Origin of the sequence: Polynucleobacter sp. VK25 (assembly GCF_018687355.1) — a bacterium.
Classification (GTDB): Bacteria; Pseudomonadota; Gammaproteobacteria; order Burkholderiales; family Burkholderiaceae; genus Polynucleobacter.
Window position 1 is genome coordinate 581,722 of sequence record NZ_CP061288.1, and the last position, 19,742, is coordinate 601,463.

26 protein-coding genes are annotated in these 19,742 nt (G+C 45.2%); 9 read left to right on the plus strand and 17 right to left on the minus strand.

The window, feature by feature from the left end:
- Positions 1 to 11 precede the first annotated feature (11 nt).
- Positions 12 to 767, minus strand: a complete 756-nt coding sequence (locus AOC21_RS03130) for a TerC family protein (protein ID WP_215392338.1) — start codon at positions 765 to 767, stop codon at positions 12 to 14.
- 63 nt (positions 768 to 830) lie between these two features.
- On the opposite strand from AOC21_RS03130, the gene AOC21_RS03135 reads away from it, so the two are divergent.
- Complete coding sequence (locus AOC21_RS03135; protein ID WP_215392339.1) at positions 831 to 1,808, plus strand: tripartite tricarboxylate transporter substrate binding protein; 978 nt, start codon at positions 831 to 833, stop codon at positions 1,806 to 1,808.
- A gap of 6 nt (positions 1,809 to 1,814) precedes the next feature.
- On the opposite strand, the gene AOC21_RS03140 is transcribed toward AOC21_RS03135, so the two are convergent.
- Positions 1,815 to 2,204 carry a group II truncated hemoglobin gene (locus tag AOC21_RS03140; RefSeq protein WP_215392340.1) on the minus strand — a complete coding sequence of 130 codons (390 nt, stop codon included), beginning with the start codon at positions 2,202 to 2,204 and terminating at the stop codon, positions 1,815 to 1,817.
- A 138-nt stretch (positions 2,205 to 2,342) separates the two neighbouring features.
- Here AOC21_RS03140 and AOC21_RS03145 point away from each other — a divergent pair, with 138 nt between their 5' ends.
- On the plus strand, positions 2,343 to 2,867 hold the full coding sequence (locus AOC21_RS03145; protein ID WP_215392341.1) for a hypothetical protein: 525 nt from the start codon (positions 2,343 to 2,345) through the stop codon (positions 2,865 to 2,867).
- 54 nt (positions 2,868 to 2,921) lie between these two features.
- Here the strand turns inward: AOC21_RS03145 and AOC21_RS03150 are convergent, their stop codons facing one another.
- Entirely contained in the window at positions 2,922 to 3,143 is a 222-nt protein-coding gene (locus tag AOC21_RS03150; protein WP_215392342.1) for a TIGR02450 family Trp-rich protein, read from the minus strand.
- Between the two features lie 21 nt (positions 3,144 to 3,164).
- Positions 3,165 to 3,350: a hypothetical protein gene (locus tag AOC21_RS03155; RefSeq protein WP_215392343.1), complete on the minus strand. Its 186-nt coding sequence runs from the start codon at positions 3,348 to 3,350 to the stop codon at positions 3,165 to 3,167.
- Positions 3,351 to 3,604: 254 nt separating this feature from the next.
- Between AOC21_RS03155 and AOC21_RS03160 the strand changes: the two genes are divergently transcribed.
- A complete protein-coding gene (locus tag AOC21_RS03160) occupies positions 3,605 to 4,654 on the plus strand; it encodes a fumarylacetoacetate hydrolase family protein (protein WP_215392344.1) in 1,050 nt (349 codons plus the stop codon).
- A 50-nt stretch (positions 4,655 to 4,704) separates the two neighbouring features.
- On the opposite strand, the gene AOC21_RS03165 is transcribed toward AOC21_RS03160, so the two are convergent.
- Complete coding sequence (locus AOC21_RS03165) at positions 4,705 to 6,294, minus strand: rhodanese homology domain-containing protein (RefSeq protein ID WP_215392345.1); 1,590 nt, start codon at positions 6,292 to 6,294, stop codon at positions 4,705 to 4,707.
- Positions 6,295 to 6,328: 34 nt separating this feature from the next.
- The gene (locus AOC21_RS03170; RefSeq protein WP_215392346.1) at positions 6,329 to 7,303 is read right to left on the minus strand and encodes a tripartite tricarboxylate transporter substrate binding protein; all 975 of its coding nucleotides are present in this window, start codon (positions 7,301 to 7,303) and stop codon (positions 6,329 to 6,331) included.
- Between the two features lie 159 nt (positions 7,304 to 7,462).
- Here AOC21_RS03170 and AOC21_RS03175 point away from each other — a divergent pair, with 159 nt between their 5' ends.
- Positions 7,463 to 7,651 carry a hypothetical protein gene (locus AOC21_RS03175; RefSeq protein ID WP_028819023.1) on the plus strand — a complete coding sequence of 63 codons (189 nt, stop codon included), beginning with the start codon at positions 7,463 to 7,465 and terminating at the stop codon, positions 7,649 to 7,651.
- 78 nt (positions 7,652 to 7,729) lie between these two features.
- Here AOC21_RS03175 and AOC21_RS03180 read toward each other — a convergent pair whose 3' ends face one another.
- Complete coding sequence (locus tag AOC21_RS03180) at positions 7,730 to 8,020, minus strand: DUF1330 domain-containing protein (RefSeq protein WP_215392347.1); 291 nt, start codon at positions 8,018 to 8,020, stop codon at positions 7,730 to 7,732.
- Between the two features lie 60 nt (positions 8,021 to 8,080).
- On the opposite strand from AOC21_RS03180, the gene AOC21_RS03185 reads away from it, so the two are divergent.
- Together AOC21_RS03185 and mmsB are read left to right on the plus strand one after the other, a co-directional pair.
- On the plus strand, positions 8,081 to 8,350 hold the full coding sequence (locus tag AOC21_RS03185) for a cupin (RefSeq protein WP_215392348.1): 270 nt from the start codon (positions 8,081 to 8,083) through the stop codon (positions 8,348 to 8,350).
- Between the two features lie 45 nt (positions 8,351 to 8,395).
- Positions 8,396 to 9,277, plus strand: a complete 882-nt coding sequence (gene mmsB, locus AOC21_RS03190; RefSeq protein ID WP_215392737.1) for a 3-hydroxyisobutyrate dehydrogenase — start codon at positions 8,396 to 8,398, stop codon at positions 9,275 to 9,277.
- A gap of 14 nt (positions 9,278 to 9,291) precedes the next feature.
- Here mmsB and selD read toward each other — a convergent pair whose 3' ends face one another.
- The 7 genes from selD to AOC21_RS03225 all read right to left on the minus strand — a co-directional run bounded on the left by selD (position 9,292) and on the right by AOC21_RS03225 (position 15,037).
- Positions 9,292 to 10,353, minus strand: a complete 1,062-nt coding sequence (gene selD / locus AOC21_RS03195) for a selenide, water dikinase SelD (RefSeq protein ID WP_215392349.1) — start codon at positions 10,351 to 10,353, stop codon at positions 9,292 to 9,294.
- 34 nt (positions 10,354 to 10,387) lie between these two features.
- Positions 10,388 to 10,927 carry a TlpA disulfide reductase family protein gene (locus AOC21_RS03200; protein ID WP_215392350.1) on the minus strand — a complete coding sequence of 180 codons (540 nt, stop codon included), beginning with the start codon at positions 10,925 to 10,927 and terminating at the stop codon, positions 10,388 to 10,390.
- A 31-nt stretch (positions 10,928 to 10,958) separates the two neighbouring features.
- Entirely contained in the window at positions 10,959 to 12,068 is a 1,110-nt protein-coding gene (locus AOC21_RS03205; protein ID WP_215392351.1) for a transglutaminase family protein, read from the minus strand.
- 70 nt (positions 12,069 to 12,138) lie between these two features.
- The gene (locus AOC21_RS03210) at positions 12,139 to 13,419 is read right to left on the minus strand and encodes a DEAD/DEAH box helicase (protein WP_215392352.1); all 1,281 of its coding nucleotides are present in this window, start codon (positions 13,417 to 13,419) and stop codon (positions 12,139 to 12,141) included.
- Between the two features lie 143 nt (positions 13,420 to 13,562).
- The gene (locus AOC21_RS03215) at positions 13,563 to 14,141 is read right to left on the minus strand and encodes a hypothetical protein (RefSeq protein WP_215392353.1); all 579 of its coding nucleotides are present in this window, start codon (positions 14,139 to 14,141) and stop codon (positions 13,563 to 13,565) included.
- Between the two features lie 20 nt (positions 14,142 to 14,161).
- A complete protein-coding gene (locus AOC21_RS03220; RefSeq protein WP_215392354.1) occupies positions 14,162 to 14,593 on the minus strand; it encodes a YbgC/FadM family acyl-CoA thioesterase in 432 nt (143 codons plus the stop codon).
- A 6-nt stretch (positions 14,594 to 14,599) separates the two neighbouring features.
- Positions 14,600 to 15,037 carry a GNAT family N-acetyltransferase gene (locus tag AOC21_RS03225; RefSeq protein WP_215392355.1) on the minus strand — a complete coding sequence of 146 codons (438 nt, stop codon included), beginning with the start codon at positions 15,035 to 15,037 and terminating at the stop codon, positions 14,600 to 14,602.
- A gap of 164 nt (positions 15,038 to 15,201) precedes the next feature.
- On the opposite strand from AOC21_RS03225, the gene AOC21_RS03230 reads away from it, so the two are divergent.
- Entirely contained in the window at positions 15,202 to 15,783 is a 582-nt protein-coding gene (locus AOC21_RS03230) for a hypothetical protein (RefSeq protein WP_251371562.1), read from the plus strand.
- Between the two features lie 94 nt (positions 15,784 to 15,877).
- Here AOC21_RS03230 and AOC21_RS03235 read toward each other — a convergent pair whose 3' ends face one another.
- The 3 genes from AOC21_RS03235 to AOC21_RS03245 all read right to left on the minus strand — a co-directional run bounded on the left by AOC21_RS03235 (position 15,878) and on the right by AOC21_RS03245 (position 17,822).
- Positions 15,878 to 16,102: a molybdopterin-binding protein gene (locus AOC21_RS03235; RefSeq protein ID WP_215392356.1), complete on the minus strand. Its 225-nt coding sequence runs from the start codon at positions 16,100 to 16,102 to the stop codon at positions 15,878 to 15,880.
- 8 nt (positions 16,103 to 16,110) lie between these two features.
- Positions 16,111 to 16,914: a substrate-binding domain-containing protein gene (locus AOC21_RS03240; RefSeq protein WP_215392357.1), complete on the minus strand. Its 804-nt coding sequence runs from the start codon at positions 16,912 to 16,914 to the stop codon at positions 16,111 to 16,113.
- Positions 16,915 to 16,997: 83 nt separating this feature from the next.
- Entirely contained in the window at positions 16,998 to 17,822 is an 825-nt protein-coding gene (locus AOC21_RS03245) for a substrate-binding domain-containing protein (RefSeq protein WP_251371563.1), read from the minus strand.
- 76 nt (positions 17,823 to 17,898) lie between these two features.
- Here AOC21_RS03245 and AOC21_RS03250 point away from each other — a divergent pair, with 76 nt between their 5' ends.
- Together AOC21_RS03250 and modA are read left to right on the plus strand one after the other, a co-directional pair.
- Complete coding sequence (locus AOC21_RS03250; RefSeq protein ID WP_215392358.1) at positions 17,899 to 18,921, plus strand: substrate-binding domain-containing protein; 1,023 nt, start codon at positions 17,899 to 17,901, stop codon at positions 18,919 to 18,921.
- A 55-nt stretch (positions 18,922 to 18,976) separates the two neighbouring features.
- The gene (modA, locus tag AOC21_RS03255) at positions 18,977 to 19,726 is read left to right on the plus strand and encodes a molybdate ABC transporter substrate-binding protein (RefSeq protein ID WP_251371564.1); all 750 of its coding nucleotides are present in this window, start codon (positions 18,977 to 18,979) and stop codon (positions 19,724 to 19,726) included.
- Positions 19,727 to 19,742 lie beyond the last annotated feature (16 nt).

A 19,742-nucleotide genomic window follows, 5' to 3' on the forward strand; every position in this document is an offset into this window, starting at 1 on the left:
CTAGCGCCTATCTAGCGCTTTTTCTTTTCTCGCGAGCGGATATTTAAGAGCTCTACCGATAGTGAAAACGCCATAGCGACGTAGACATAACCCTTGGGGATGTGAACTCCCATACCCTCGGCAATTAAAACCACGCCTACGACCGTCAGAAAAGATAAAGCTAGTACCTTGATAGAAGGGTGGCGATGTACAAAATCTCCAATAGGCTTTGCTGCAATCAGCATAATCAGAACAGACGCTAGAACTGCTGCGATCATGACACTGATTTGATCGACCATGCCTACAGCAGTGATCACGCTATCTAGAGAGAAGATGATATCTAGTAAACCAATTTGCAGAACAGAGCCAATAAATAAAGAGAGCATAGATTTGGCGTTCTTTTTCCCGTTGGACTCACCTTGCTCGTCGCCATGCTCCCCAACTTCGACCTCTACATAAATTTCCTTAGAGGCCTTCCAGATTAAGAAGAAGCCGCCGAGTAACAAGATTAAATCTCTGCCGCTAATCGATTTCTCAGCAATGCTAAAGAGGGGTTCAGTAAGACCCATGACCCATGAAAGACTGAGCAATAAGAGAATGCGGGTTACTAAGGCGAATATCAGGCCAAAGCGACGAACCTTTTCTCGAATCTCTATAGGAAGCCTGTTGGCGATAACGCTAATAAAGATGATGTTATCAATGCCTAAAATAATTTCCAGGGCAGAGAGTGTTAGAAAGGCGATCCAGACATTAGGATCGCTCAGAAACTGCATAAGACTTTCAATCATTTTTTACTTTGCTGTTGTGGCCCTGAGGTAAAGTGTATATAAATAAATTCAATATTGCGTTCTATGTATAAGTCCACACAACTAATCAGGATATTGCTGCTCTGCACGGTAGCGCTTTTGGCGATTAATCCAGCATATGCGGTTTATCCTGACAAACCCATCAAGATCATCATTGGTTTTCCTGCAGGGGGACCCTTAGATGCGCATATTCGTCTTTTGGTTGATAGGTTGCAGACTTCCTTGGGTCAAACGGTAATCGTCGATTACAAGGCGGGTGCGGGGGGTGCAGTTGGGGCTCAGTTTGTGATGCAGTCACCGGCCGATGGGTACACCGTGCTATTGGCAAACACCGGGACGATGGTTATTAATCCCGCCATCTATACCAAGTCACCATACGACACCTTAAAAGATTTTCAGCCGGTTGCTAGAACTGCGCAGCAACCACTTGCATTAATCGTAAATAAAGATGTGCAGGCCAATACGCTCAAAGAATTTGTGGCTTATGCAAAAGCAAATCCTGGGAAGTTGAACTATGGTTCTGCTGGTAATGGTGGAATTTCCCATTTGGTGCCAGAGATGCTAAAGAGTGAGACTGGAATTTTTATGGTGCACATTCCTTTTAAAGGAAGTGCACCTGCATTCACAGATTTAATTGCGGGCCATGTGCAGTTTATGGCGGAGTCTGTGCCGCAAGCGGCAAATTATGCTAAGCAAGGTAAGGTTAAAGCGCTGGCTGTTACTAGTGCCAAACGTAATCCAGCCTTACCTAATGTACCCACCGTGATTGAAACTGGTGTTGCCAACTTGGATGTTGTCGGTTTTTATGGGATTTTAGCTCCCAAGGGAACTCCGCCTGAGGCGATAAATAAGTTAAGTCAGGCTTTTAAAGAAACGTTGGAGTCGCCTGAAGTCCAGAAGAAGATGATTGATCAGGGCGCTGATCCCGCTTACTTAAATGCGGATCAATTTACGAAGTTCCTTGCTGCAGAAATGCCACGTTGGGCAAAGGCTGTAAAACAGGCTGGTGCCAAGCTCGACTAATCTGAGTTAGTTGGGCTGATTTCTCATCCAGTCCGCAGTATTAAAAAAGGACTCTTCTAGTTGCTTTGCGGCGTTGCCGTCAATGCCGCATTCTTCCATCGCTTTATACATACAAGCTAACCACTGATTTCGTTCTTGTATACCTATCTTGTATGGAAGGTGTCGCGCTCTGAGCATGGGGTGTCCGTATTTAGGTGAGTAGATATCAGGACCCCCCATCCAGCCAGTAAGGAAGAATTTCAGCTTTTCGCGAGAACTTGAAAGATCTTGGGGGTGCATTGCGCGTAAATCGTTAAAAATCGGCTCTAGGGCCATCAAATCATAAAAACGATCTACCAATTCATCGATTTTGTCGATTCCACCAATGCTGTCATAAATGGATTTTCTTTCAGTCATTGGCTTATTTTAATACTTGAAATTAAGGGAATTGGCAGTTGATCAAATTCGGTATAGAGTTGAAGTGAGGAGCTTTATCAATCCGTCATAAACCCTTAATTAACCCTGAATGAATACTTACTAGGTAGGAGAGTTGGAATGGACGCAAAAGATCTACAAAAATGGCAACAAGAAAAAGCTAAAGAATTATTCGATTATTCGCATAAGTTATTGGATGCCGCTAAACAGTTAAGCGAACACCATATTGCTGAAATGGAGTGGGGTATGAAGAATGCCCTAGATAGCGCCAAGTCAGCCGCTAAAAACGATCTAGCTAAATTAAAGGATCTACAAGAAGAGGCGGCAAAAGAGGCTGCTAAGCGTGCAAATGTTTATCAGAAGAAGGTGAAATCGGTTCTGAAGGATATAGGTGAGAGTGCTGCCGACGAAACTGAAAAGCATTTAGAAAAAGTTCGTAGCTCATTAGTGGGTTGGCTGGAAGACGCTGAAAACAAAATACCTTCCCATGCTGACAAGCTATCAAAAGTGGTTCATGAAATGTCTACCACTGGGCAAAAGATGTTTAAAGAAGGGCGCCGTATTGTTAACCAAGTGGCTGATACTGCTGAAAAGAATATTGACGATCTGGTCAAGAAGTCTGGGGTTAAAAAGAAGTCTGACTAATTCCGACCTCTAGTCCTGTAACACCGGAAGCCGCCTCATCGCTGGGGCGGTTTTTTATTGCCAGCCCTGCAACCAAAGATCGCTGTTAGTGAGGTCGCGCCAAGCAATCTGGGTGGTTTTCTTGGAAAAGACTGCTTCAATTTCAACAAATTCAATTTTTTCGCTTGGGGGTTCAGGAAGAATTACCTTGCTGACCAGAAAATGTTTTTGCTTGGCAATAGGTTTTACCGCTGTCCATTTAGTCAGGAGTAATTTCTTAGGGCTTAATCGATTCATAATGCGTCTCTCAAGCAATTCTTATAAAGCAGTGCACTGAAATTCTTGCCCCTGGATCAGAAGTAGTCCAGAGGAGGGTGTAAATGTCACGCTAGATTGAGTAGTTTCGGTTGAGCACTTTTGATCAAAGTAGCTTTGGATACCAAGGCTGCCGCAGTAATCTAACTTGCTCCCCTTAAATTCCATTTGGGCTTTGCGAAGCACCATGGGAATTTTGGTCTCTGTTGAAGAGTTGCAACTCCAGCTGGTATACACCTCTCGTTCGCAGGCGCAGAGCCCCGGCAGAAGAGCGATGCACACTAGAAAACGGATGGGGACTTGGCTGACAGGGGAGTTCATCTCTTAAGAATAGCGATATTTTCAATTTTCTGCCCAAGATCAGGCTTTGGTATTAATATTTAACGCAGATCGTCTAAAGAACGTATCGGTATTTATAAAACATCAAAAATTAAGGAGACGCTGTGGATACAAATCGGAGAGATGCGCTTAAGTTGGGTGCTTCTGCTGCTATGAGCGGCATGTTTATTTCCAATGCAATTGCTGCACCAGATAACCAGCCGCAGATTGTGGTGGAGCCTCTTACTGGAAAAGCAGGCTTTCGAATTGCCAACTACTTACCAAAAATGGGCGCTAATTCCAGATTGGGCTTGGTAACAAACGACGGTATGGTGGTAGATATTCCGGCTGAAGCAGCACGTCAAAAAGTACGGCTCTCATTTGATCCTACCTCAATGATTTCTTTAGCGGGTTCTGGTAATAAAGGTTTGCTAGAGCTAGCGGCATTATTTAAAGGTCGCGGTACTAATGTGCAGAATGTCAATCAGACGATTTTGTTATCACCTATTCCTAAGCCGCAAAGTAATATCTATTGCGTAGGTTGGAATTACCTTGACCATTTTGAAGAGGGCTTGAAACATCGTGCCGATACCGCTGTGAAGGAGTATCCAAAGGTGCCTGTATTGTTTACAAAAGGCACGCAAACCATGAATGGTCCATTCGACAACATTCCTTTTGATGCTGCCATCTCCACTATGATTGACTGGGAGGCTGAGCTAGCAGTGGTGATTGGTAAAAAGGGTAAGAATATCTCTGAAGAGAATGCAATGGACTATGTCTTTGGCTATTCTGCCTATAACGACACTACGGCGCGTGATATTCAGCAAAAACGTCAGTCCGGTCAATGGTTTAAGGGTAAGAGCTTGGATGGTCACGGTCCGATGGGTCCGTGGGTTGTTACTGCTGGTGGCGTCAATTTGGATGACACTCGCATTATTTGCCGTGTGAATGGCGTTGAAAAACAAAATGCTAGTTACAAGCAAATGTATTTCAAGATCCCGGCAATTATTGCCGAGCTATCGCGTGGCTTAACATTATTGCCTGGCGACATTATTGCAACCGGCACCCCATCTGGTGTTGGCTCTGGAAGAACTCCTCAAGAGTTTATGAAGCCTGGTGATGTGATGGAGACCAATATCACTGGTGTTGGCATCATCCGCAACAAGATTGTTTAAGCAATTGATTTAGTAATACATTAGGACAACAGCAAGGACGAAGGGGGAACTTAGAGAACCCAGAAGTGGTGGGTTCCGTCCTTGCCTAGTTGTTCTACCAAGCCAAATTCCCAATCTAAGTAGGCCTGCATCGCTGCAGGATCGACGCTAGTACCTTCATAAGGACGTTTATAGCGATCCAGGGGAGGTGAGGCCAAATGACATGGACCTTTCTCCAGTTCTAAGCCTGCTTTTACCCAGACTGCATTACCGCCCTCCAAAACGAGTACTTCAGCATCGGTGAGTTTTTGTAATTCTTGAGCAGCAAAGAGGCTGAGTTCACTCGGTGAGCTGGTAATGACATATCGATCTACTTCTGGAATATTTTTCATTGCTTCAGCAAGTTGTGAGCGCAAGGCATACCAACTGCCAGGAACATGTCCTTTAACGTAATTAGCATGTGTGCTGAAGTCGATGACAATCGTATTGCTATCACTTTTAAGCCAAGTGGAAACCGTCACCGCATCTATGCTGTCAATGGTTGGAAGTGTAGGTAAGGGTGCCTTCCACATTCCTGTCTCAGTCAAATTAGATGGATGAACATCATCGAGTACATAAACATCCCAGGCCATTTGCGCTAGCCAAGAGGCTGGCATGTTCGCGCGCACTCCACCACCGCTAGGGTCCACCAAAACAACGCGAGCACCTCGAACTGGGGCAACCATCTCTGTTTCTTGAACTAACTGCCCTCCTGGCACAGATCTGAATCCAGGGAGATGGCCTGTCTCATATTCTTCTGGGGTGCGGGTATCAAAGAAATAAGTAGTTCGATCGGATTGCGCTTTCCAGGGATGAAGATCATTTAGAGTGGCGCGTTTCACACCAGCTCTATCGGCTACGCTGCGAGCGCGGACCGCAGCTTCATTTTTAGTGTCATCGCTAACCTCCTGAAACTTTCTGCTTTGACCTTTATCTAACTCCTGTCCTGCAAGCGTCCAGCCAATCGTGCCGTTGCGTAGCGCATTGACTTCATTCGGAATGCCGGCATTAATAAGTGACTGAGTGCCAATGATGCTGCGGGTTCTGCCAGCACAGTTCACGATCACTTTTGTCTTTGGGTTAGGAGCCAACTCAGGTAGGCGTAAAACGAGTTCCGCACCTGGAACGCTAATTCCTGTCGGAATACTCATGGTGTTGTATTCATCAAAGCGCCGCACGTCTACAACAACAACATCTTCTTTGCTGTCGATGAGTTGCTTAACTTCTTGAGCTGATAAAGAAGGGGTGTGACGCTTAGATTCAACGAACTCACCAAATGACTTGCTGGGTACATTGACGTCCTTAAATACCTCGCCACCTGAAGCCTTCCAGCCTTTTACACCACCATCAAATACAGAAACATCAGAATAGCCAAGATGAATTAAGCGTTCTGCAGCTAACTTTGCAAAACCTTCGCCATCATCTAGTGTGACGATTGGAACATTCTTCTTTGGTAGCTTGGCGTACGCATCGACCTCAACCCTAGAAATAGGAAGGTTTGCAGCAAAAAGTGGGTGCTCTTGTGCATGCGGGTCTTCTTCGCGTACATCTAATAATGCTATTTCTTCTTTGTTAAGAAGTTTATTTCGCACGAAGGCGTAGTTCTTGGTCTGGATAGTCATGCTGTCTCTTAATTATTTTTTTAATCTAATGTAGTTAGTCTAACTTAGCGCCAGACTTTTTAACCACTTCGCCCCAGCGCGTAATTTCTTGGTTGATATAGCTAGCTAGCTCAGGGCGTGTCATCTTGGGAACAGTTGCCCCCATAGCCGCCCAGCGCTCTTTGATCTCCGGTGAGGCAAGCGCTGTCTGAACCTCAGTGCTCATCTTCTCGACGATCTCCTTAGGCGTTCCCTTGATAGCCCACAGAGCATACCAACTGCTCACAATAAAATTACTTATCCCCAGTTCTTGCGCAGTCGGTACATTCGGAAATGCATCAACTCTTTTTGAAGTTGTCACTGCTACTGCAATGAGTTGCCCATTCTTAATAAATGGCGCTGCACCTGCAAGGGTGTCAAACATCATGTCCACTTGGCCTGCTACTAGATCTTGCAGGGCAGGTCCTGTGCCGCGATAAGGGATGTGTGTAATAAATAATTTGTTCTGCATCTTGAAGAGCTCGCCTGTTAAATGCTGTGACGTGCCATTGCCTGTGGATGCATAGTTATATTTCCCTGGGTGTTTGCGAATCTCCTCCATGATGGATTTCAAATCATTCTTCGGAAACTTTGTTGGATTTACAACGATGACATGGGGAACGCTACCGATGATCGCAATTGGCTCAAAATCTTTAGTGATGTCATAGGGAAGATTGGTATACATGCTTGGCGCAATCGAATGATGCACTGCACCAAGAAGCCAGGTATAACCATCCGGCGCCATTTTTGCTGCCACTGCTGCGCCCAGAGTTCCGCCTGCACCACCTCGGTTATCAACCACGATGGAATCATTTAATTGGGTCGAGAGCTGCTTTGCTAAGGGGCGCCCAAAGGCGTCTACAGCCCCGCCTGGAGGGAATGGGTTAATAAAGGTGATCGGCTTATTAGGGGTTGGCCACGAGGTGGTTTGCCCATAGGCCGTGACAGCTATCAGGGTGGTAAAAAGGAATAGAAGGATTTTTCTGAGCATTTTGGCTTTCCTGGGCTATTTTTAATCAATAGAGTTATTTTGGCTTAACCCTTAAATATAAGAGTTATCCCTGATTTAGGGGGCGATTTTCTATGCTTTTTATGGGGATATACTGACTCGGCTGTCAGTAGAAATATTTAATTGTTAATAGGAGACGAGATGTCACAACACGATACATTGTTGGCTGCTTTTGAAACTTACAAAGCTGAAAACGAAAAATTCATTGAAAAAGGTATTAAGGCATCTGCTGCTCGTGCACGTAAGGCCTTGCAAGAGATTGCTGGTGCATGCAAAGAGCGTCGTAAAGAAATCACTGCCGCTAAAGAAGCAATGGAAGCTAAGAAGTAATTCTCGCTACCGAACAACTGAAAAGCCTAGCTTAATAAGCTGGGCTTTTTTTATTGGGTCATGCAGATATAAAAAGATTTAGATAGTAATGCTGAATAAGGTGAGCTTCATCGCTTTGCTACGAATGGGTACAAGTGATTGATATTCAGTGCTATTAGCCCAAGCGTGAGCATCTCGCGTACTAGGAAATTCAAGCTCTACAAATGTATTGAAAGGTGCTGATCCTAGTTCATTCCAGAATAATTCTGCAACAGAGCCGCGGTTTTTGATGGAGCCCTTATAAAGTTCCACCGTGTTACCAACCTGAGAGCGGTATTGTTCGAAAGCACTTTGATCTGTCAATTCCATTAACCCAATTACCTTAACCATCATGACTCCTTATGAAGATTGCCGAATGCTAAGAGAGTATATCCACGCTATAGTGAGAGTATGAATTCAGAACAGTTTCTGCAGTCGCTTCGTCGCGATGGCTTTCCTGACCCGGTAGAGGTTCAGCAAGTTCCTAACGGGCGGCTTGATATACATGAGCACCCCTTTGAGGTAAGAGCACTTGTCCTTGAGGGCGCCATTACGATCGTGACGGATGGGCTCAGCAAGATTTACAAGGTCGGCGATGTTTTTCAGCTGCAATTGAAGCAGCCGCATGCAGAATCGTATGGGATAGAAGGCGTCAAATATTTGGCTTCAAGAAAGCAATAAGCTGTAAGCAATAAAGCGTAATAAATAAATAATAGAGCTAGGAGCATTATGAAGATCGGATTTATTGGCTTAGGAAATATGGGCTTACCAATGGCTCTCAACTTGTTAAAGGCGGGGCATCAGGTAATTGGCTTTGATTTAGTCAAGAGTCAGCTAGATGCTTTTTCCGCTGCAGGCGGCGTAGTTGCAGCCAGTGCCAATGACACTGCAAATGAGGCCGATGTGTTGATTAGTATGTTGCCTGCATCCCGTCACGTGGAAGGCCTATACCTTGGCAACACAGGCTTGTTAGCAAATGCTAATCCTAAGACGCTGCTCATAGATTGCTCAACCATTTCCCCAAAAGTTTCGCAAGCAATTGCTGTTGCGGCCAAGGCAAAAGGTTTTGTCATGATCGATGCGCCGGTCTCGGGCGGAACTGCTGGGGCCCAAGCGGGCACATTAACGTTTATGGTTGGTGGAGATACGAGTGCAGTTGAGTATGCTCGTCCATTATTAGAAAAGATGGGTAAGAATATCTTTCATGCTGGCGCCAATGGGGCAGGCCAGACCGTTAAGGTCTGTAATAACATGCTCTTGGGTATTCAGATGCTTGGTACCAGTGAGGCGTTACGCTTAGGGATTGCCAATGGCATGGATCCCAAAGTGCTGTCTGACATCATGTCAAAAAGTTCAGGACGTAATTGGGCTTTGGAGGTGTACAACCCTTGCCCCGGTGTTATGGAAAATGCTCCATCTTCAAAAGGCTACGCAGGTGGCTTTGGCGTAGACCTCATGCTCAAGGACTTAGGCTTGGCGGTTGAGAATGCGGAAAATCTCGATGCTAGCGTACCGCTTGGAAAGTTGGCACAACAACTCTACCAGAATCACAGTCAGGCAGGTAATGGCCAGCTAGATTTCTCGAGCGTATTTAATCTCAAGAAATAATCTAAGAGAACAACCTAAGAAACAACTAAAGGTTTATCTTGACGCTTGCTCATTTGCCCAATGACACGGGCACCTAAGAATTGGTGCTGATTAAATATATCAAGGACTTCTTTAACGCTATCTGGACTGCAAGAGACCAGTAAGCCGCCGCTGGTTTGTGGGTCCGTTAATAAGGCACGTTGCGCCGGTGTGAAGTCGGCTGGAATACCAACTTCATCACCATAGCTAAGCCAATTTCGATCTGATGCACCGGTAATGACGCCATCATCGGCCAGTGTTTGCACATTGGAGAGTAGGGGCACTTGGCTCCAATCAATATGCGCCGTGCAGTTCGAGCCTCGCGCTAGTTCTAGGGTGTGACCGGCTAGTCCAAACCCAGTGACATCAGTTAATGCATGCACGCCAGCTAGCTTAGCTAGATCGGGGCCTGCAGAATTCAGTTTGGTAGTGTTAGAGATCATCTCGCGATATCCGTCAGGACCCAAGAGATCTTTTTTGAGGGCAGCAGACAAAACACCAACACCTAATGGCTTTCCGAGAATTAGTACATCACCAGGTTTAGCACTCGCATTACTCTTCACACGTTTAGGATCAACAATCCCAATTGCTACCAAACCATAGATAGGTTCAACTGAGTCTATCGTATGTCCACCAGCAATGGGAATGCCGGCGCTGCGACAGGCTTCAGAACCACCCTCTAAGATTCGGGCAATCGTTTGATTGGACAGGACTTTTATTGGCATACCGACTAAAGCAAGTGCAAACAAAGGCGTGCCACCCATTGCATAAATATCGCTAATTGCATTGGTTGCAGCAATTTTTCCAAAGTCAAAAGGATCATCCACAATCGGCATGAAAAAATCGGTTGTCGCTACGATAGCCTGCGATTCATTGATTTGATATACCGCAGCATCATCGGATGTTTCAATGCCAATTAGCAATTCTTTTGGAAAAGGGAGTTGCGGAACATTCTTGAGAATCTCAGAAAGAACGCCTGGAGCAATTTTGCAGCCACAGCCCCCACCATGGGATAGGGAGGTAAGGCGTGGTTCAGAAGGGATGTTCACATTATTCATATTACGAGGGTATCAGATACGAGGCATCACTTTTTTATTGGCGCAGCAAGACTTCAATTTTCCCTTTTACGTCATTGCTATCGACATTCTCAATGGCACCTATCCAGACACCTTCAATCTTGCCACTTTTGCTGACAAGGAAGGTAGTAGGTAGACCGCGAGCTTTCCAGGACTTATAGACCGTGCTATTGCGATCGAGCAAGATTTCAACACCGTTTTCTGAAAAGCCATTTCCTTTCAGAAATTGCATGATGCGCGGTTTCATTTCTGCTAGATTTACTGCCAACACAACAAGCCCTTTAGGGCCATAGCTTTCCTGTAACTGGGCAAGCTCTTCGAATTCTTCGCGACACGGTTCGCACCAACTAGCCCAAAAGTTCACCACAACAACCTTACCTTTGAGCTTCGCTATGTCTACCTGCTTGCCCGATAGATTGTTCAGTAATAGTGGTGGAGCTGCTTGAGGCAATCCTAGTTGAGCAGGCGGGCGCCATTCTGCAGCAGCTGAAAGGCTCACAAGAGAAAGAAAAGAAAAAACCAGCGCAAGAATCACTTCTCGTGCTGGTTTATTCATAAACATCTTAATCAATTTCCTCAATAATCCATTAGCCAATACGTCTACTGGTAATTTTGTATTTGAAATTATCTGGGTCAAGAGAGTCAAAGCGACCTTCAGTATTCTCAGCCTGTGGGTACATTAAGAATGGAATCTCGCCTTTGCTGCCAAGCTTAGAGCCCGGTAATGCGATGTCGTGATCATAGTTGTATGCCATCCAGTTCATTTCCCAATTACCAAAGAGGTAATCACGAATAGCAATCACTTTTGGGTCGGTAACAGCTAAGCCACCAGTCTCTTCAAGGATAACTTTACGAACATCCGCTGGATCTACTGGCACCCAACCAAAGCCTGAGGCATAAAACTCAGCACGGCAGTGTTGTGCTTTGGTGATATCGCCACCTTTACCCAAGCTCTTATAGCCACGTGCAGAATCCGCAATACGAATACCGTATACATCCCGTGCAGGCAATCCAGCTGAACGTGCAAGCGCTACAAAAACTGCATTGATATCGGCGCATTTGCCGCCGAGATTATTGGTTTCTAGCATCAACTTCACATCACCTTGACCGCAACCGCGGGTTTTAGGATCGCGACGTGTGTTATCTACTACCCAGTTATAAATAGCCTTAGCTTTGTCTATATCGCTAGCATTAGCCGGGAGTTTGGCAAGCGCCTCTTGTGCTTTGGCTTTCACGATGCCATCAGTTGGGAGATATTTAGTAGGGCGCGTCCAAAAACGTTGCTCTTCTTTAGACAGCTTGAGAGCAGGGCTTGATGTAGAAAGCTCAAGATTGCGATTGCGTGTGCTAACCAGGATTGATACTTTCACTGAATGGTTGGTAGCAGCGGCATCCCATTTTGTCCAAACCATGCGCGCTTGTTTATTTGGCGTTTCATATATTTGGTTAATCGCTTTAGGATCACTTGCTTCAGAGCGAATGGCAATGGTGCGGAAATAGTCCGTATCTAAAACCAGTGGCAATGGAACCCAGCTCTGTGCAATGCCCTTTGGTGACTCTAGATTAACTTCAGTCACGATCTCATAAGTAGTCCACTCAGGTGAAGATTGTGCAAATACTGAAGAAATAGGGCCAAGCGATGGAAGCGCTAAAGCACCAACGATTGTTTTAATAGCTGAGCGGCGGGATGTAGTCATATTGATTGAATATTCTTGTGTTAATTACTGTAGTTGTGTCTGAAATTTATAAGGGTATTTTAACAAGCGCTTAGCGGTTAAAGCTTCGTTTGGGCGGGCTACCGCGCTTTGCGGGCGCCTTCTTCGCCGGAGCTCCACCAGATCCTGCAGGCCTCGGCTTTCTAGACTGTTGGTGCTGTTGGCTACGCAATTGAATTGGCTGCGCAACAGCATTAGGATCGGGCTCAAATCCGGTAATCACTTCTTGTGGGAGTTTTTGCTTAATGAGTTTTTCAATATCTCTGAGCATTTGGTGTTCATCAACACATACCAGTGACACTGCCACACCATTGGATCCTGCGCGACCTGTACGTCCAATGCGATGTACATAGTCTTCGGAGACGTTTGGAAGGTCGTAGTTCACTACATGGGGGAGTTGGTCAATATCAATACCGCGTGCAGCAATGTCGGTAGCAACCAATGCGGTTAACTTGCCTGCCTTAAAGTCTGCCAACGCTTTAGTGCGAGCAGATTGGCTTTTATTACCGTGGATAGCCATGCTAGTTATGCCATCTTTTTCCAATTGAGTAACTAACTTATTGGCACCATGCTTGGTACGTGTAAAGACCAACACTTGTTTCCAGTCATTAGTTTGAATCAGATGGGCTAAAAGCGGATGTTTCTTAGTTCTGTCTACTGGGTGGATCAATTGGGCAATGGCTTCATTGGCGCTATTGCTGCGAGCAACCTCAATTAACTCTGGTGCATTTAACAAGCCGTCGGCCAACGCCTTTATCTCAGTAGAGAAGGTGGCTGAGAATAATAGGTTCTGACGCTGCTTTGGCAGTACTGCCAAGATCTTTTTGATGTCACGCAAGAAGCCCATATCGAGCATGCGATCTGCTTCATCGAGAACTAAAATTTCAATATCCTTGAGGGATACGCAATTTTGCGACATCAAATCCAATAAGCGACCTGGCGTAGCAACCAAAATATCTAGACCACCAGCAATGGCTTTAATTTGCGGATTGGCACCAACACCACCAAAGATCACGGTGGACTTCAGGCCCGTGTATTTGCCGTAGGTCACAACAGATTCTTGAACTTGGGCGGCTAGCTCTCGTGTAGGTGTGAGAATGAGCACGCGTAAAAGACGTTTGCCTGAACTTGCTTTGGTAGTGCTTAAGCGCTGCAGAATCGGCAGAGTAAAGCCGGCGGTCTTGCCTGTGCCAGTTTGTGCTGCAGCCAATAGATCGCCACCTTTTAAAACAGCAGGAATCGATTTCGTTTGAATCGGGGTGGGGCTGGTATAGCCTTCTTCAGCAATAGCGCGAAGAATGGGTTCTGATAAACCAAGATCTGTAAATAACATAGGGACCAATAATGTATTGACCCGTATTCAACGTATTTAAAAATCGACTATCCCGGTCAATGGGGTGAGCTGCTGCGCTAGAGCGTTTGCAGTAAGAGACTCTATTTTAAGTCATCAAGCCCAATGACTGAAGAATTAACGGATTACTCGGGATTCCAGAGGTTTGGTACGACGGTATTGGCATAGCCAGAGACAAATGATTTTTCTGATCCAGTGACGGGATCAAAGACTGAGCGATGAATACGTCCGATATTGCCACCATACACATGAATGCTGATAGAGGTCTTATTGCTTAGACTGTTCTCAACCACATGAATGTCGTGAGTGTCTGGTGATACGGTGTCAACATGTCCAGGTGAGCTTATACAAGCGTCACCCGCCTTGAAACTGCCATCTGCCTGGCGATAGTAGGGCGCACCAGTTTCCTCACCACGTAACTGACCAATCATTCCCCAAACAGTGTGATTGTGTAATGGCGTTTTTTGTCCTGGACCCCATACAAAGCTCACAATAGAAAAACGATCTAATGGATCTGCGTACAAGAGGTACTGCTGGTAATACTGTGGATGGGGTTTGGTAAATTCTTCAGGCAACCAATCATCGACTGCAATGAGTTTCTCCAGCATTTTTTTGCCGTCAGCAAAAACAATTGCTTCGCTTGGCTTTTTCTCAAGTAGCAAGCTGAGTTCTTTAACGAAGGTTAGTAATTTTCCATCAGACATTTTTTGCTCCATGACATGCATCACTCATCCTGGAATACGCAATCAGGCCATGCCTTGGGTTTGAGTGTGTTGGTATCAACGCAAACGATATGCAGTACAGCGCTCGCAATTACTTGGAATTCTTCGCTGTCAGGAAGCTTTCTTTGGGCAGTCTGCTTCACAGTCACCTGTGTGCGTCCACGATGTTCAATGACTTGGTCTATGTAAAGCAAGTCATCCAGGCGTCCTGGTTTATGGAAGTTCATGGTGAGTTCGCGCAATGGCATCACCATAGTAAATTCATTCTGAAGTTTGGTAGGGCTCAGGCCACGTTGAGCAAGCCACTCTGCACGACTGCGCTCAAAGATCTCAAGATATCGTCCGTGATAGACAAAGCCCGCTGCATCCGTATCGGAATAGCAAACGCGATGCGTGTAGATAAAAGTCGGGTTATTTGAGTTGGTAGTAGTCATTGCTTATTAAATCAAATTTGGTAATAAGAGAATCATATTACGATGGGGAATACCTGCTTCATCATAGGTACCCCCTTGAGCTTTAAAGCCCAGTTTTTCATAAAAAGGGATAGCGCTGACTTGGGAGTGCAGGATGATGGCCTTTGCCCCTTGAGAGATAGCCAGATCAACTAGTTTTTCTAGGATTTGCTTTCCTATGCCCAGACCCCTATATTGAGCCAGGATAGCCATACGCCCAATTTGAGTCTGGCCATCACCTAAATCCACCAGCCTTCCAGTGCCGATACATTGCGCATCTTGGTAGGCCAGGACATGGGTAGCAGTGAGGTCAAATTCGTCTAATTCAAGCTCAGCAGGAACCTGCTGCTCGTGAATGAAGACTGCCTCACGCACCAAAAAGGCGTCTGCCCCAGCTTCTTGCCAGTGTTTAGCTAGTATTTCCAAGGTTCAGATTGCCCTTATTTTCGACTTCCCTCTCAATTTACCAAAGATGTAGGTTGGGGTGAGATAGTTCTTCGCCGCACAAAAACTGCCTTAATCCGTGGTTACAATGAATTGTGGCTCTGTAATGAGCCCAACCAAAACCTTTTACTCAATTAGGAGTTATCTTGAAGAAATCTTTATTAGCTGGTTTGTTTGCTGCAGTTGGCGTTACCTTTGCAAGTTCTGTTTTTGCACAACTTCCTGCAAAGATGTTGCCTTTAGCTGCTGACGTTGTCGTTTTGAGCGCAACCGTTGATTCAGTGGATGCAAAAAAGCGCATCGTTGTATTGAAAGATGCTAATGGTAATTTGGCGCAGATGAATGTTGCTAAATCTGTTAATGATTTAGACAAAGTTAAAAAAGGCGACATTTTCTTGGTTGAGCATGCTCAAGCAGTTGCTGTTGGATTAACGGCTGCAGGTAAAGATCAAAAGCCAGGCGTATCTGGTGTGCGCTCTGTAGTAGTAGCAGGAAAAGGTTCTGCTAAGCCTTTTGAAGAAACTACAGAAACTGTATATGCAACTGTAAAGATTTCAACAATCGATCAAAAGACACGCATCGTTACTTTCACAATGCCTACTGGCGAGAAGCAAAAAGTAAAAGTGGATCCAGCTGTTTTAGGTCTTGAGAAATTCAAAGCTGGCGACGACGTTATGGTTGAGTTTGTTGACGACACAGCTATCGGCTTCGTAACACCAAAGAAATAAGCATGAATCAGTAAGTAATTGGCTGGGTAGTACACCGGCAACAAAAAAGCCCGCTCACGCGGGCTTTTTTGTTGAATTGCAGCAAGGCAAGAGCTTAGGCGCCTTTGGCAATCATGACGTCAGATGCTTTGATCACTGCCCAAGCTTGATCTCCAACCTTCAGGTTGAGTTCATCAACTGCTTCATTGGTGATAGAGGCTGTAACAATATGGTCGCCGCCGATATCGATCTTTACGTGCGAAGTTGTTTGACCCATCTTGAGTTCAACTACTTTACCGTTCAAAGTATTGCGAGCGCTAAGTTTGACTTTCAGTTCCATGATTTCTCCTAATGGACGTATTGCTTTGCATATGCAGCATCATTATAAAGAGGCTCTTTGTATTTTGACTTTCCGTAATTGCGAATAATCGTCTGACCTTCATCTGAAGCCACAAATTGAATGAATTTCACAGCAATATCGCGATTTTCAGTAGCGCCAGCGGGAGCTGCTAGGGCGTCATAGGTATTTACTAAGAACTTATCACCACGGTACAGAATGACCAAATTAGGCGCAATATCTTTTTCGGCAACCCAGGTGCTGCTATCGGTCATGAAATAAGCATTTTCTGCGCTGGCCTTTTTTAAGGACGCCGTCATAAAGTCATTGGTAACGATGTACCAGCCGCCCTCAGGGGTTATGTCGGCCTTCTTCCAGATGTCCATCTCTTTTTGATGGGTGCCTGATCTATCGCCTCTAGAAATAAAGTTTGCTTTTGCTTTCGCTATCTTTGCGTAAGCATCGGCGCCGCTGCCTGCCGTTTTAATGTTTGCTGCGTCATTCTTTGGGCCAACAATATAAAACTCATTTGATCCAATGAGGGTGCGATTGGTCGCCCAGCCATCTGCAAGCGCCTTGTTAACCGCGTCCGGTGCATGCACCATGATCATATCCACTTGTTGGTTTTTAAGTAGATTTAAAGAGGCGCCGCTACCTGCTTTAATCCAGATTAAGCGCGCTCCTTCTTTCTTATCAAACGCCTCTCCAAGAGCTTGAAGAAGTCCTAATTCACCTGGACTACCGGTAGCCAATTTAAAGCTTTTACTACCTTGCCCATAAATCGCTTCTGGTTTTGTGGGGTTATTTTGTGCCATAACAGTTTGCGCTCCCATGATAAAAGCGAGACTGGCCATTAGAGTCTTTATGGTGATTAGGGGCATATTATTTTTCATGCTGATTATTTTTTAGCATTAGGGAAGAAGAGTTGCTCGCCATCAATCTTGTAGCTGGCAATGACATCCTGACCGTTCTTGGAAATAAGCCAATCAATAAATTCTTGACCCTGTGCTTTTTTCACATGGGGGAATTTCGCTGGATTAACCAACATCACGCCATACTGATTGAATAGCTTAGGATCGCCCTGCACCAAGATGACGAGATCACCGCGATTCTTAAAGCTTAACCAAGTGCCACGGTCAGCCAAGATATAGCCATTCATTGCGGATGCTGTGTTCAGGGCAGGTCCCATGCCTGAGCCGGTTTCTTTATACCAAGATTGGCTAGCAGAAGGGTTGATGCCGGCGCCTTTCCAATAACGAAGTTCTGCAGCATGTGTGCCACTTTTATCTGCACGAGATACAAAAGGCGCTTGAGCTGCAGAAATCTTTTGGAGCGCTGCTTGAATGTCTTTGCCGCCACCCACTTTTGCAGGATCTGATTTTGGCCCAATAAGAACGAAGTCGTTGTACATCACTTCGTAGCGTTTGGTCGAATAACCTTCCTCAACGAATTTTTCTTCAGCAGGCTTGTCATGAACAAATACGACATCTGCATCACCGCGACGACCAATGTCCAATGCTTGGCCGGTGCCTACGGCAACTACCTTTACCTCAATGCCTGTCTTCATCTTAAAAATAGGCAGCATGTAATTAAATAGGCCGGATTGCTCGGTAGAGGTGGTGGAGGACACCACAATACTTTTTTCTTGGGCAGAGACCGAAAGTGAGGTAATGGATAGGGCTGCCAGGGTCGTAAGTAATAGTTTGCGAATCATTTTTTTCATGTCTGCACTCTAAGTAGTTGATTAAATGTCTATCATCGCATACATTAATACTTATTGAATATGCAAAAGATTACATATGCAAATTGAAGTGCGACCAACCCTCATTGTTAAGACCAAGGCCGAAGGAAAGAGCTCGGTAGACCTCATTTGGCTTGCTCAGATGCTCAAAGACATTGGTAGTGGTAGCTCTCTAGTCGTTGCCAGCAAAAAATCAGGTACCTCTTATAGGGGCGCCTGGGGCAAATTGAATCAAGTTGAAGAAGAGTTAGGTATGCCGCTGATTATTCGGACCAAGGGCCATGGATCCAAGTTAACTGAATTCGGCACATTTTTAATTCAGTTCATTGAGGATATGCAAGCGGGGTATCTTAAGTACGATGCGCAGTACCATGACCTACTGGTAAAAGAAATTAAGAAAATACAAAAGTCAGAAAGTGTACGTTGGAAATTTTTCTCTAGTAGTGATTCAATCATTCAAAAGGCTGCAGGAGAAATCACAGGCCTTGAACTTAAAATTGCAGGATCAGGCGAATCTCTCGAGAGACTTCTCAATAATGAGGCGCACATTGCCGGATACCATGTATCCGATCCAAAGAGCTCTAAAGCAATCTACCAGCGCTTATCAAAAAACAATATCGAGATATATCCTGTAATGAAGCGCACCCAAGGATTAATCGTCAAAAAGGGAAATCCACTGCATATTCGCTCGGTTGAGGATTTAGTGGGTAAAAAGATTCGTTTCATTAACCGACAGATTGGCTCCGGAACCCGATTGTTGCTAGATAACCTGCTAATGGAGGAGGGGATCGATCCGCTGGAGATCAATGGCTATTTGCATGAAGAATTTACCCATTCAGCTGTAGCGAACGCCATACTCGCAGGCAAAGCTGACGTCGGTTTAGGGGTAAAAAATATAGCCTTAGAAAATGGTTTGGGTTTTGTGCCCCTAAAAGATGAAATATTTTTTATTGCGATGCATAAAGAGATGGCGGCTCAATCCGCTTCATCTAAATTGATACGCAAGATCAGAAGTTCTTCTGGAGAGACGCCAGGATATAAAGCGGTTAGCCTTAATAGACAAATACAGGAATGGCTATAGTTTTCTGGAGTCTTTTCAATATCGCTGAATCCACTAGAATGGATTGCATATGATCATGCGACTCCTTTCCTTGCTGGTAACACTTTGTTTCTTTACTACTAGTTCATTTGCACAGGTATCGACAGTTGCAGTTGCTGCCAATATGAAGGATGCGTTTGCGGAGATAGCCACTGCATTTAAATCTGTTGGTCGACCAGATATCAGGGTGGTTTACGGTTCCTCTGGCAACTTCACTACGCAAATTATGAATGGCGCTCCATTTAATGTATTTATTGCGGCTGACGAACATTTTCCACTCGAGTTATATAAAAATGGGAAGACAGTGGATGATGGTGTTGTATATGCCATTGGTAAATTAGCCATCATTACTAAAACATCTTCTGGTATTCAGTTGCTAGATGGCAAAGCGGACATAGCAAAAGCGATTGCCAAAGCTAATAAGGTCGCCATTGCTAAACCTGAGCTTGCACCCTACGGAAGAGCAGCGGTTCAGTACTTAAAGGCAGAGGGTCTTTGGGATCTTGCTAAAGACAAGTTGGTTTATGCCGACAATATTGGAGCGGCCACAACTTACGTAGTGAGTGGTGCAGCTGATATTGGATTTACAGCCTTTTCGCTAGCGAAGTCACCTGAGCTTGCGAAGCAAACGAGCTTCTTACTGGTTGATTCAAAGCTGTATGAGCCTATTAAGCAGCGCATGGTCCTCATCAAGGGCGCACCCCAGGAGGCTGCAGACTTATATCGCTTTATGCAGGGGTCTCAAGTCAAAGCTATTCTGCAAAAATACGGTTACACCACCCCTTAGCTCAGCCCTTGGTTCG

What these genes read in the sequence shown, in the direction of transcription:
- AOC21_RS03140 (WP_215392340.1), bottom strand. Translation starts at nt 2,204, where the DNA reads ATGACTGAAAGAAAATCCATTTATGACAGCATTGGTGGAATCGACAAA.
- AOC21_RS03210 (WP_215392352.1), bottom strand. Translation starts at nt 13,419, where the DNA reads ATGTTATTTACAGATCTTGGTTTATCAGAACCCATTCTTCGCGCTATT.
- AOC21_RS03130 (WP_215392338.1), bottom strand. Translation starts at nt 767, where the DNA reads ATGATTGAAAGTCTTATGCAGTTTCTGAGCGATCCTAATGTCTGGATC.
- AOC21_RS03235 (WP_215392356.1), bottom strand. Translation starts at nt 16,102, where the DNA reads ATGGAACTGAAAGTCAAACTTAGCGCTCGCAATACTTTGAACGGTAAA.
- AOC21_RS03165 (WP_215392345.1), bottom strand. Translation starts at nt 6,294, where the DNA reads ATGACTATCCAGACCAAGAACTACGCCTTCGTGCGAAATAAACTTCTT.
- AOC21_RS03135 (WP_215392339.1), top strand. Translation starts at nt 831, where the DNA reads ATGTATAAGTCCACACAACTAATCAGGATATTGCTGCTCTGCACGGTA.
- AOC21_RS03240 (WP_215392357.1), bottom strand. Translation starts at nt 16,914, where the DNA reads ATGGCACAAAATAACCCCACAAAACCAGAAGCGATTTATGGGCAAGGT.
- AOC21_RS03180 (WP_215392347.1), bottom strand. Translation starts at nt 8,020, where the DNA reads ATGGTTAAGGTAATTGGGTTAATGGAATTGACAGATCAAAGTGCTTTC.
- AOC21_RS03250 (WP_215392358.1), top strand. Translation starts at nt 17,899, where the DNA reads ATGCAAATTGAAGTGCGACCAACCCTCATTGTTAAGACCAAGGCCGAA.
- AOC21_RS03145 (WP_215392341.1), top strand. Translation starts at nt 2,343, where the DNA reads ATGGACGCAAAAGATCTACAAAAATGGCAACAAGAAAAAGCTAAAGAA.
- AOC21_RS03245 (WP_251371563.1), bottom strand. Translation starts at nt 17,822, where the DNA reads ATGAAAAAAATGATTCGCAAACTATTACTTACGACCCTGGCAGCCCTA.
- AOC21_RS03205 (WP_215392351.1), bottom strand. Translation starts at nt 12,068, where the DNA reads ATGACTACATCCCGCCGCTCAGCTATTAAAACAATCGTTGGTGCTTTA.
- AOC21_RS03155 (WP_215392343.1), bottom strand. Translation starts at nt 3,350, where the DNA reads ATGGTGCTTCGCAAAGCCCAAATGGAATTTAAGGGGAGCAAGTTAGAT.
- modA (WP_251371564.1), top strand. Translation starts at nt 18,977, where the DNA reads ATGCGACTCCTTTCCTTGCTGGTAACACTTTGTTTCTTTACTACTAGT.
- AOC21_RS03150 (WP_215392342.1), bottom strand. Translation starts at nt 3,143, where the DNA reads ATGAATCGATTAAGCCCTAAGAAATTACTCCTGACTAAATGGACAGCG.
- AOC21_RS03215 (WP_215392353.1), bottom strand. Translation starts at nt 14,141, where the DNA reads ATGTCTGATGGAAAATTACTAACCTTCGTTAAAGAACTCAGCTTGCTA.
- AOC21_RS03175 (WP_028819023.1), top strand. Translation starts at nt 7,463, where the DNA reads ATGTCACAACACGATACATTGTTGGCTGCTTTTGAAACTTACAAAGCT.
- AOC21_RS03170 (WP_215392346.1), bottom strand. Translation starts at nt 7,303, where the DNA reads ATGCTCAGAAAAATCCTTCTATTCCTTTTTACCACCCTGATAGCTGTC.
- selD (WP_215392349.1), bottom strand. Translation starts at nt 10,353, where the DNA reads ATGAATAATGTGAACATCCCTTCTGAACCACGCCTTACCTCCCTATCC.
- AOC21_RS03220 (WP_215392354.1), bottom strand. Translation starts at nt 14,593, where the DNA reads ATGACTACTACCAACTCAAATAACCCGACTTTTATCTACACGCATCGC.
- AOC21_RS03185 (WP_215392348.1), top strand. Translation starts at nt 8,081, where the DNA reads ATGAATTCAGAACAGTTTCTGCAGTCGCTTCGTCGCGATGGCTTTCCT.
- AOC21_RS03200 (WP_215392350.1), bottom strand. Translation starts at nt 10,927, where the DNA reads ATGAATAAACCAGCACGAGAAGTGATTCTTGCGCTGGTTTTTTCTTTT.